This window comes from Streptomyces fuscigenes, from assembly GCF_021556455.1.
Lineage (GTDB): Bacteria > Actinomycetota > Actinomycetes > Streptomycetales > Streptomycetaceae > Streptomyces > Streptomyces fuscigenes.
The window spans coordinates 1-10696 of record NZ_JAKGCV010000183.1 but is presented as its reverse complement, the minus strand read 5'-3'; the positions used below and the strand labels follow the sequence as shown (position 1 = coordinate 10696).

General features: G+C 74.3%; 8 protein-coding genes. 6 read left to right on the top strand and 2 right to left on the bottom strand.

The features are described from left to right. Positions 1–193 precede the first annotated feature (193 nt). From dxr to L1885_RS16145, 6 genes are all read left to right on the top strand, one after another. Positions 194–1456, top strand: coding sequence for a 1-deoxy-D-xylulose-5-phosphate reductoisomerase (dxr, locus tag L1885_RS16170; RefSeq protein WP_235797819.1), 1263 nt, complete (start codon positions 194–196; stop codon positions 1454–1456). Then, complete coding sequence (locus tag L1885_RS16165; protein ID WP_235797818.1) at positions 1453–2754, top strand: M50 family metallopeptidase; 1302 nt, start codon at positions 1453–1455, stop codon at positions 2752–2754. The genes dxr and L1885_RS16165 overlap by 4 nt, the downstream gene beginning before the upstream one ends. Positions 2755–2937: 183 nt before the next feature. Further along, positions 2938–4092 (top strand): flavodoxin-dependent (E)-4-hydroxy-3-methylbut-2-enyl-diphosphate synthase, encoded by a 1155-nt coding sequence (gene ispG / locus L1885_RS16160; RefSeq protein ID WP_235797817.1) that lies wholly within the window; start codon positions 2938–2940, stop codon positions 4090–4092. Positions 4093–4415: 323 nt separating this feature from the next. Next, entirely contained in the window at positions 4416–5261 is an 846-nt protein-coding gene (locus tag L1885_RS16155) for a GNAT family N-acetyltransferase (RefSeq protein WP_235797816.1), read from the top strand. 16 nt (positions 5262–5277) lie between these two features. Then, positions 5278–5880, top strand: a complete 603-nt coding sequence (locus L1885_RS16150) for a GNAT family N-acetyltransferase (protein ID WP_235797815.1) — start codon at positions 5278–5280, stop codon at positions 5878–5880. Between the two features lie 85 nt (positions 5881–5965). Further along, positions 5966–7663, top strand: coding sequence for a proline--tRNA ligase (locus L1885_RS16145; protein WP_235797814.1), 1698 nt, complete (start codon positions 5966–5968; stop codon positions 7661–7663). Positions 7664–7947: 284 nt separating this feature from the next. On the opposite strand, the gene L1885_RS16140 is transcribed toward L1885_RS16145, so the two are convergent. Further along, positions 7948–8847 (bottom strand): aminoglycoside phosphotransferase family protein, encoded by a 900-nt coding sequence (locus tag L1885_RS16140; protein WP_235797813.1) that lies wholly within the window; start codon positions 8845–8847, stop codon positions 7948–7950. A 37-nt stretch (positions 8848–8884) separates the two neighbouring features. Then, positions 8885–10696, bottom strand: a 1812-nt coding sequence (locus L1885_RS16135) for a helix-hairpin-helix domain-containing protein (protein WP_235797812.1), incomplete at its 5' end; no start/stop codon positions are given.

The following is a 10696-nucleotide window of genomic DNA, read 5'->3' as shown; positions in this document are numbered from 1 at the left end:
CCCCGCACACACGCCCGCCCCCGCACCGCGCCCCGCCGCCCCGGAGGACCGATCGTCCGGCCGTGCCGGGCCCCGCGCCGGGGTCCAGGCCGCCGCCCACCTCGGCAAACGGCGTCCGCCCGGCCGTGCGCGCCCCTCGGATCGGGTGGTGCCCGCCGATCCGCTGTCGGAGCACGCGGCGGATGGGGCAAGAATGGGTGCCATGAGCGACAGTCCAGCCCCTCTCGCCGACCCCCACATCGCCTTCGATCCGGCCGAAGGCCGCCGGGACATCGTCGTCCTCGGCTCGACGGGATCCATCGGCACGCAGGCCATCGACCTGGTCCTGCGCAACCCCGACCGCTTCCGCGTCACCGCGCTGTCCGCGGCGGGCGGCCGGGTCGCCCTCCTGGCGGAGCAGGCCCGCCTGCTGCGGGTGGGAACGGTCGCCGTCGCGCGCGAGGACGTCGTCCCCGCCCTGCGGGAGGCGCTGCGGGCCGAGTACGGGCCCGGCGAGCCGCTGCCCGAGATCCTGGCGGGTCCCGACGCGGCCACCGACCTGGCCGCGTCCGACTGCCACACCGTTCTCAACGGGATCACCGGCTCCATCGGTCTCGCGCCGACCCTCGCGGCCCTGGAGGCGGGCCGCACGCTCGCCCTCGCCAACAAGGAATCGCTCATCGTCGGCGGTCCGCTCGTCAAGGCCCTCGCCAAGCCCGGCCAGATCATCCCCGTCGACTCCGAGCACGCGGCCCTCTTCCAGGCCCTCGCGGCGGGCACCCGCGCCGACGTCCGCAAGCTGGTCGTGACCGCCTCCGGCGGCCCGTTCCGCGGCCGCACCCGCGCAGAACTGGCCGGCGTCACCCCGAAGGACGCGCTGGCCCACCCGACCTGGGCCATGGGCCCCGTGATCACGGTGAACTCGGCGACGCTCGTCAACAAGGGCCTCGAGGTGATCGAGGCCCACCTGCTGTACGACATCCCCTTCGAGCGCATCGAGGTCGTCGTCCACCCGCAGTCGTACGTCCACTCGATGGTCGAGTTCACGGACGGCTCCACGCTCGCCCAGGCCACCCCGCCGGACATGGGCGGCCCCATCGCGATCGGCCTGGGCTGGCCGGCGCGCGTCCCGGACGCCGCGTCCGCCTTCGACTGGACCAAGGCCTCGTCGTGGGAGTTCTACCCGCTGGACACCGAGGCGTTCCCGTCCGTGGGCCTCGCGCGGCACGTGGGCGCGCTGGGCGGCACCGCCCCGGCCGTCTTCAACGCAGCGAACGAGGAGTGCGTCGACGCGTTCCTGGCCGGGCGGCTGGCGTTCAACGGCATCATGGACACCGTCACCGAGGTCGTCGGCGAGCACGGCGTGCCCGGCGGGGGAACCCGCCTCACCGTCCCGGACGTCCTCGAAGCGGAGGCCTGGGCGCGTGCCCGGGCCGCGGAACTGGCCCGGAAGGCCACGGCGGAGGCGCGCGCATGACGATTCTTCTGACGGTCATCGGCATTGTGATCTTCGCCTTCGGCCTGCTCTTCTCGATCGCGTTCCACGAGTTCGGCCACCTGTCGACCGCCAAGATGTTCGGCATCCGCGTCCCGCAGTACATGGTCGGCTTCGGCCCGACGATCTTCTCGCGCAAGCGGGGCGACACGGAGTACGGCTTCAAGGCCATCCCCATGGGCGGCTACATCCGCATGATCGGGATGTTCCCGCCCGGGCCCGACGGCCGGATCGAGTCCCGCTCCACCTCGCCCTGGCGCAGCATGATCGAGGACGCGCGCTCCGCCGCCTTCGAGGAGATGGAGGAGGGCGACGAGGACCGCCTCTTCTACACGCGCAAGCCGTGGAAGCGCGTCATCGTCATGTTCGCGGGCCCGTTCATGAACCTCGTCCTCGCCGTCGTCATCTTCTTCGGCGTCGCCATGTCGTACGGCTTCCAGACGCAGACCACCGACGTGGGCGGCGTGCAGAAGTGCGTGATCTCGCAGAGCGAGAAGCGCCAGACCTGCCGGCCCGGCGACCCGGTGTCGCCCGCGCAGGCCGCCGGGCTGCGCAAGGGCGACAAGATCGTCGCCTTCGACGGGAAGAAGGTCGACGACTGGAACACCCTGTCGGGCCGCATCCGCCAGACCATCGGCCCCGCCACCCTCACCGTGCGCCGCGACGGCCACGAGGAGGTGCTCCACGCGAACCTGCTGAAGAACATAGTGGCCCAGAAGGACTCCAACGGAGACGTCGTCCCGGGCAAGTTCCAGCCCGCCGGCTACCTGGGCTTCGCGGCGCAGACCAAGATCGTGCCGCTGTCGTTCGGCCAGTCGGTCGACCGCATGGGCGGGATGATCGGCGACAGCGTGGACCGGCTGGTCGACCTGCCGAGCAAGATCCCCGGCCTGTGGGGCGCGGCCTTCGAGGGCAAGCAGCGCGACGCGGACTCGCCGGTCGGCGTCGTGGGCGCGGCCCGCATCGGCGGCGAGGTGATGACGCTGCACGTGCCGGCCGAGAGCCAGATCGCGATGCTGCTGTTCCTGCTCGCCGGGTTCAACCTGTCGCTGTTCCTGTTCAACATGGTCCCGCTGCTCCCGCTGGACGGCGGGCACATCGCCGGAGCCCTGTGGGAGGCGCTGCGCCGCAACATCGCACGGGTGTTCTCCCGCCCGGACCCGGGCCCGTTCGACGTGGCGAAGCTCATGCCGGTCGCGTACGTGGTGGCGGGCCTCTTCGTCTGCTTCACCGCGCTCGTCCTGATCGCGGACGTGGTCAACCCGGTCAAGATCACCTGATCAGCGGGCTCCCGAGGGAGCCGCATCCCCGCACGACGAGCAGCCGGACATCCCGATGTCCGGCTGCTTACTTTCGGGTGTACACCGGCCGGTGGTGTCACCGAGCCATCCGCCGTGGCGTAATCTCAGGTGCTGGAGCCCGCCGATCTCGGGACCAGGTCCACACTTGGGGTTGCACAGCAGATGACTGCGATTTCTCTCGGAATGCCGTCCGTTCCTGCCAAGCTCGCCGACCGCAGGGTCAGCCGTCAGATCCACGTCGGTTCGGTCGCGGTCGGCGGTGACGCGCCGGTGTCCGTCCAGTCGATGACCACGACACGTACCTCGGACATCGGTGCCACGCTCCAGCAGATCGCGGAGCTGACCGCGTCCGGCTGCCAGATCGTGCGGGTCGCGTGCCCGACGCAGGACGACGCGGACGCGCTGCCCGCGATCGCGAAGAAGTCCCAGATCCCCGTCATCGCCGACATCCACTTCCAGCCCAAGTACGTCTTCGCCGCGATCGACGCCGGCTGCGCCGCGGTCCGGGTCAACCCGGGCAACATCAAGCAGTTCGACGACAAGGTCCGCGAGATCGCCAAGGCGGCCAAGGAGACCGGCACGCCGATCCGCATCGGCGTCAACGCCGGCTCGCTCGACAAGCGGCTGCTGGAGAAGTACGGCAAGGCGACGCCCGAGGCGCTCGTCGAGTCCGCGCTGTGGGAGGCGTCCCTCTTCGAGGAGCACGACTTCCGCGACATCAAGATCTCGGTCAAGCACAACGACCCCGTCGTCATGGTGAACGCCTACCGGCTGCTCGCGCAGAAGTGCGACTACCCGCTGCACCTCGGCGTGACCGAGGCCGGCCCCGCGTTCCAGGGCACCATCAAGTCGGCCGTGGCCTTCGGCGCCCTGCTCAGCGAGGGCATCGGCGACACGATCCGGGTCTCGCTGTCCGCGCCGCCGGTCGAGGAGGTCAAGGTCGGCCAGCAGATCCTGGAGTCGCTCGGCCTGCGCCAGCGCCGCCTGGAGATCGTCTCCTGCCCGTCCTGCGGCCGCGCCCAGGTCGACGTGTACAAGCTGGCCGACGAGGTGACCGCCGGCCTCGACGGCATGGAGGTCCCGCTGCGCGTCGCCGTCATGGGCTGCGTCGTCAACGGCCCGGGCGAGGCCCGCGAGGCCGACCTCGGCGTCGCCTCCGGCAACGGCAAGGGCCAGATCTTCGTCAAGGGCGAGGTCATCAAGACCGTTCCCGAGTCCAAGATCGTGGAGACGCTGATCGACGAGGCCATGAAGATGGCCGAGCAGATGCAGAAGGACGGCATCGCCTCCGGCGAGCCCGAGGTCTCCGTCAGCTGAACCCCGCCCCCTGGCCGCCCGCCGACCCCGGCGACCGCGCCGCACGGCTTGCCCCGAGTCCCGGGGACCGCCCCCGTTCACGGGGACGGTCCCCGGGACTCGCCGCGTGCGGGGCCCCGCCCCGGGACGGGCCCCGCAGCGAGGTCCCGCCCGGGACGGGGCCCCGCACAGCGAGGTCCCGCGCCCCGGCGGCGGGCCCGCCCGCGCGTGGCCGCTGGAGGAGCCGCGCCCCCGCGGCCGTCCCCGCCCGGTCCGAGGGAGGCGCCCGCGGGGAGCGGCGGGTACAGTGCCCAGACAAGCAGACCGTACGGTGAGGCCCCCACGTGTTGACGCAGACCACCACCCGGGTCCTCGAACCCAGCGACCTCCCGGAAGCCCTCGCGCTCCTGGAGAGCGAGCCCGTCGAGAACGCGTTCGTCACGTCCCGCGTCCAGGTCGCGGGCCTGGACCCCTGGCGCCTGGGCGGCGAGATGTGGGGCTGGTACGCCGACGGCCGGCTGCGCTCGCTGTGCTACTCCGGCGCCAACCTCGTGCCCGTGTGCGCCACCCCGAACGCCGTGCGGGCCTTCGCCGACCGCGCCCGCCGGGCCGGCCGCCGCTGCTCCTCCATCGTCGGTCCCGCCGTCCCCACCGCGCAGCTGTGGAGGCTGCTCGAACCGAGCTGGGGCCCCGCCCGCGAGGTCCGCGCCAACCAGCCCCTGATGCGCACCGAGCGGCTCTCGCCCGAGGTCGCCCCCGACCCGTTCGTGCGCCGGATCCGCAAGAACGAGATGGACACGCTCATGCCCGCCTCCGTCGCCATGTTCACGGAGGAGGTCGGCGTGTCCCCGCTGGCCGGCGACGGCGGCCTCCTCTACCAGGCGCGCGTCGCCGAACTCGTCGGCTCGGGCCGGGCCTTCGCCCGCATCGAGGACGGCAAGGTGGTCTTCAAGGCGGAGATCGGCGCCGCGACCCCCCAGGCCTGCCAGATCCAGGGCGTCTGGGTCGCCCCCGCCCACCGGGGCCGGGGCCTGTCCGAGAGCGGCATGGCGGCCGTCGTCCGCTACGCGCTCGCCGACGTCGCGCCCGTGGTGAGCCTGTACGTCAACGACTTCAACATCCCCGCCCGCGCCGCCTACCGCAGGGTCGGATTCCGTGAGGTGGGCGCCTTCATGAGTGTCCTGTTCTGACGGTAGGTTTCGGCACATGCCGATCACCCCCGAAAGCGCCTCCCGGACCCCGGACGTACGGGTCGGTCCCCTCGACCTCGTCGCGCGCGTCGACGACGCGCTGGCCGTGCAGGCCCTCGCCTTCGGGCTCAGCGAGGAGGAGATCGGCGTACGGCACCACATCGTGCTGCGCCACCTGATGTACCCGGGCTGCCGCGCGTTCGGCGCCACCACCCCCGAGGGCCGGCTCGCCGGGTTCGTCTACGGCATGCCCAACGACCGGGCCCACTGGTGGTCCACCGTCGTCGAGCCCTACCTGCGCCGCGAGGACCTCGACGGATGGCTCGACGACGCGTTCGTCATCACCGAACTCCACGTGCATCCGTCCTTCCAGGCCCGCGGCATCGGCCGGGAGCTGATCACCACCATCACCGACGGGGTCTCCCAGCCCCGCTCCATCCTCTCCGCGATCGACGTCGAGAGCCCTGCCCGCCGCCTGTACCGCTCCCTCGGCTACCAGGACCTCGCCCGCCAGGTCCACTTCCCCGGGGCGCCGCGCCCCTACGCGGTCATGGGGGCGCCCCTCCCGCTGCGCCGCCGCCGTCCCGCCGGGGCCCAGGACGCCCGGGAAACGGATTAACGCCGGGCGGCGCCCCCCGGTTACCCTCCTGCCAGATCCCCGGCCGTCCGCCGCACGCAACCGACGCAACGCAGGAGTGCCCCCCATGTCCCGGTCCCAGGTCCAGCGCATGTCCCGTCTGATGGCCAAGACACTGCGCGAGGAGCCGGCGGACGCCGAGACCCTCAGCCACAAGCTCCTCGTGCGCGCCGGGTTCGTGCGCCGCAGCTCGGCCGGCATCTGGACCTGGCTGCCGCTCGGCAAGAAGGTCCTGGACAACGTGGCGCGCGTGGTGCGCGAGGAGATGGACGCGTTCGGCGCGCAGGAGGTGCTGCTCCCGGCGCTGCTGCCGAAGGAGCCCTACGAGGAGAGCGGGCGCTACGAGGAGTACGGCGACCTGCTGTTCCGGCTCTCGGACCGCAAGGGCGCCGAGTACCTCCTCGCGCCGACGCACGAGGAGATCTTCACCCAGGTCGTCAAGGACCAGTGCACGTCCTACAAGGACCTGCCGGTGATCCTTTACCAGATCCAGACCAAGTACCGCGACGAGGCGCGCCCCCGCTCCGGCGTGCTGCGCGGCCGCGAGTTCCTGATGAAGGACTCGTACTCCTTCGACACCACCGACGAGGGCCTCGCCGAGTCCTACGCGCTGCACCGCGAGGCGTACCGGGCGATCTTCGCGCGCCTCGGCGTCGACTACCGCATCGTCTCCGCCGTCTCGGGTGCCATGGGCGGGTCGGCGTCCGAGGAGTTCCTCGCCCCCGCCGCGGCCGGCGAGGACACCTTCGCCGACTGCCCGGCGTGCGACTACGCGGCCAACACGGAGGCCGTGCGCTTCACCGCCGCCGTCGCCCCGGCGCAGGACCCCGGCCCGGTCGAGGAGCTGGACACCCCCGACACCCCGACCATCGAGGCGCTCGCCGCGCACCTCGGCGTGCCCGCCTCCGCCACGCTGAAGAACCTGCTGGTGAAGGTCGACGGCGAGATCGTCGCCGTCGCCGTGCCCGGCGACCGCGAGGTGGACCTCGGCAAGCTCGCCGAGCACCTCGCGCCCGCCGAGGTCGAGCTGGTCACCGCCGAGGACTTCGAGGGCAGGCCCGACCTGGTCCGCGGCTACGTCGGCCCGCAGGGGCTGAAGATCCGCTGCATCGCCGACCCCCGGGTGGCCCCCGGCACGGCGTGGGTCACCGGCGCCAACAAGAAGGACACCCACGCGCGCAACGTCGTCGCCGGGCGGGACTTCGAGGTGGACGACGTCCTGGACGTCGTGGTGGTCCAGGAGGGCGACCCCTGCCCCGCGTGCGGCACCGGGCTGAAGCTGGACCGGGCCATCGAGGTCGGCCACATCTTCCAGCTGGGCCGCAAGTACGCGGACGTCTTCCAGCTCGACGTCCTCGGCCAGGACGGCAAGCCCGTCCGGGTCACCATGGGCTCCTACGGCCTGGGCGTCTCCCGGGTCGTCGCCGCGATCGCCGAGCAGACGGCCGACGCGCAGGGGCTGTGCTGGCCGCGCGAGATCGCGCCGGCCGACGTCCACATCGTCGCGGCGGGCAAGGCCGCCCAGACCGAACTGGCCCTGGAGGCGGCCGAGCAGCTCGCCGCGAAGGGCCTGCGGGTCCTGGTCGACGAGCGCCCCGGCGTCTCGCCCGGCGTGAAGTTCACCGACGCGGAGCTGATCGGCGTCCCGTCGATCCTGGTCGCGGGCCGCAGGACCGGGGAGGGCGTGGTCGAGCTCAAGGACCGCCGCACCGGGAAGCGCGAGGAGATGCCGCTCGCCGACGCGATCGCCGCCCTGACCGCGTAACCGCGCGGGCCGGGGCGCCGGCGGGCACCCGGAAGGGACGCCACCGGCGGCCGTGAGGGCCCCTTCGGCGTCCCCCCGGCCGCGAGCCCGGGTGGACGCGGGGGTGGGACTCGGCCCGGGGGCCGCGCGGGCGCCCGGAGCCGGAGCACCCGGCGCCGCCGCGCATGCCGGGAGTCCGAGGCGCGCGCGCCGGGAGTCCGAGGCACCCGTGCCGGGAGTCCGAGGCACCCGTGCCGGGAGTCCGAGGCACCCGTGCCGGGAGTCCGAGGCGCGCGCGTGGCGCCTCAGAGCCAGCTCGCGTACTCCAGGAGCAGCTCGGCCTCGCGCTCCCGCCCGACGCGCAGGGCGCGGGTCGCGGACTCCACCGCGCGGTACAGGGTCCATGCCCGCAGCCGTTCCCGGTCCACCTCCAGGGAGTCGGCCAGCCGGTTGATGCGCCGGCGCGCCGAGGAGGCTCCCGTGTCGGCGGCGATCAGGTCCTCGACCCGGTCGCGGGCCAGCCGCGCCAGGTCGTAGGCACGCTCGCCGACCACCGGCTCCGGGCCCACGGCCAGCCAGGGCGCGCGCTCACCCGCGAGCACCTTGCCCTGGCGGAACGCGCCGTGCAGCAGCAGGCGCTCGTCCGCCGACGCCGTCATGGCCGCGCGCGCCCGCAGCGCCTCGGCCACGAGCTCCCCAGGCGCGTCCGAGGACTCCATCGCGGCGGCCTCGCGCAGCGTGCGCTCCTCGACCGTCTCGAAGCCGTGTCCGGCCGGCGGCTCCACCCACAGCCTGCGCACCGTGCCCGCCGCCTCCAGCAGCGCCTTCGCCTCCGGCAAGGAGCGCAGCGACACCTCGGGGCGCAGCCGCTCCAGCAGCACCGAGCCGTCCTCGGGGGTCTCCCGCGCGTCGAAGGTCTCCACGGCCCCCCAGCCCTTCCAGTGCGCGAGCGCCGCGCGCTCCGGGCCGGGGGCGGCGAACGGCGGCGCGATCTTCAGGGTCGCGGGCGCGGCGCCGGGCCGCCGTACGAGCAGCACGAGGCTGTCCCGGCCGCCCGGGGCCACGGCGCGCTCCACGTCGAGCCCGCGGACGGCCACGGCCCGCTCGGCGAGGTCCGGCAGGTCAGCCAGCCACGACCGCGCCGCAGGGGCGCCGTACCTCTCGGTGAGCGCCGTCACCAGCCGCCGCGGCGGTTCGAAAGCCATACGTTCCCGGAGTCCTTCCACGTCCCGCCGAGTGGGTTCACGCCCGCTCGGCGAGCCCAGGAAAGGCTACGCCGGAGCCCCGCCAGCGGGCGGCGCGCAGGGCCGCCTCGCGCAGCGCGGCCGCCGCGTCGCCCGGCAGCACGACCACGGCCGCGGGCCAGCGCATCCCCGCCGCCTGATGGGCGGTGAGAGCCCAGCCGTGCCGCAGCTGCGCCTCGACCCGCTCCCGGGGCACCGTCACCGCCACCCGCGCGTCCCCGCCCCCTTCCGCGGCCCCGTCGAGCGACACCCGCAGGCCTTCGGCGTCCGCCGCCTCCACCACACCCTGGACCGTCCGCCCCGGCGAGGGCACGTACGCGACCCGGTCGCCCGGGTCGAAGCCGCCGAAGCGCCCGGGACCGGGCGCCAGCCGCTGCTTGAGGGCCGCGTTCAGCGCGCGCGTCCCCGCGGAACCGCCGTGCCCCACGGTGATCACCTGCGTCTGCCCGGCACCGAGGCCGAACGCCCGCGGCACGGACTCGGCGACCAGCTGCACCACCCGGTGCACGGCCTCGCCCGCGTCCCGCACCGGCACGATCGCGATCTCCTTGTCCGGGGCGGGCACCTGGTTGAGCTCGCCGATCCCGATCCCGGAGACCAGTTCGCCGATCGGGCCCGCATCCGGCGTGCGCGAGGCGATCACCGGGCAGATCCGCGCCGCCAGCAGGTCGCCGAAGACCCGCCCCGCGCCCGCCGACCCCAGGACACCGGGATCGCCGCCGAGCACGAGCCTGGCGCCGTCCGGAAGGGACTCGACCAGCATGGCCGCGCTCTCCACGTCCAGCTGGGGCGCGTCGAGGACGACCAGGAGATCCAGCGCGAACATGCCGTCGCCGTCGCGCGCGGGCCCCTCGGCGCCCTGCAGCAGCCCGGCGACGGTGACGACGCCCGCCGGCCGCGGCCCGCCGGCCGGCGCGGCCGCGAGCAGCCGGTCGCGGCCGTTCTCGCCGTGCACGGCGAGAACGGCACGCAGCCCGAGGGCCCGCGCCGCGGCGGCCACCGCGGCCGGCTCCGCGCGTGCGGCCTCGCCCCCGGTGTGCAGGACGAGCCCGTTGTCCGCGACGGCCCGCAGCAGTTCCTGGGCCGACCGCGAGAGGGCCGCGTCCCCCGCGCCCTCCCAGGCCGCCGCAGGCCGCTCTCCCGCCGTCTTCACCAGCCGCGCGAGACCGTCGGCCAGGCTCTCCTCGGCGAGCGCGTAGCGGTCGAGTCCGAGCAGGACGGGAGGAGCGGGCTCCTCCTCGCCGCCGGGCTCCTGACCGTCCTGCCCGGGACCGTCCTGGCCGGGGCCGTCCCCGCCGTCCGCCGCGTGCCCCACGGGCTCGGTGTGCTCGTCCACTCCCGGCTGCTCCTCGCGGAACACCAGGACCGCGCCCTCCGACACCGCCCGGCGCACGGCCTCGTCCGGGTCGGGCACGCCCTGCTTGGCCAGGCCGGCCCGCACGGCGTCGGCCTCCAGGGCGGTGTGGCCCTGGAGGGCCGCCCGCTCCAGGAGCCAGCCGACGAGGGCGACGGCCCGCCGCTCGTCGCCGGGACCGCACTCCGCTCCCAGCAGCGCGCGGGCGAATCCGTCCGCCTGCTCGGGCCGGACGCCCGGCACGGCGAGCAGCTGCCACGGATCCTCCCGCAGCGCCTCGCCCGCCTGCTCACCGAGCACGCCGACGACCGCGCCCGCGAGGGACTCGGGCGCGCCGCCCTCGCCGAGGACGGCCCGCACCGCGGCGAGCGCCCCGGGGTCCGGGGCGTGCGGGGACTGCGCCGGGACGGCGTGCGCGGCGGGCGGGGCGGCCGGCGGGGTGTCACGCGGCCCCGC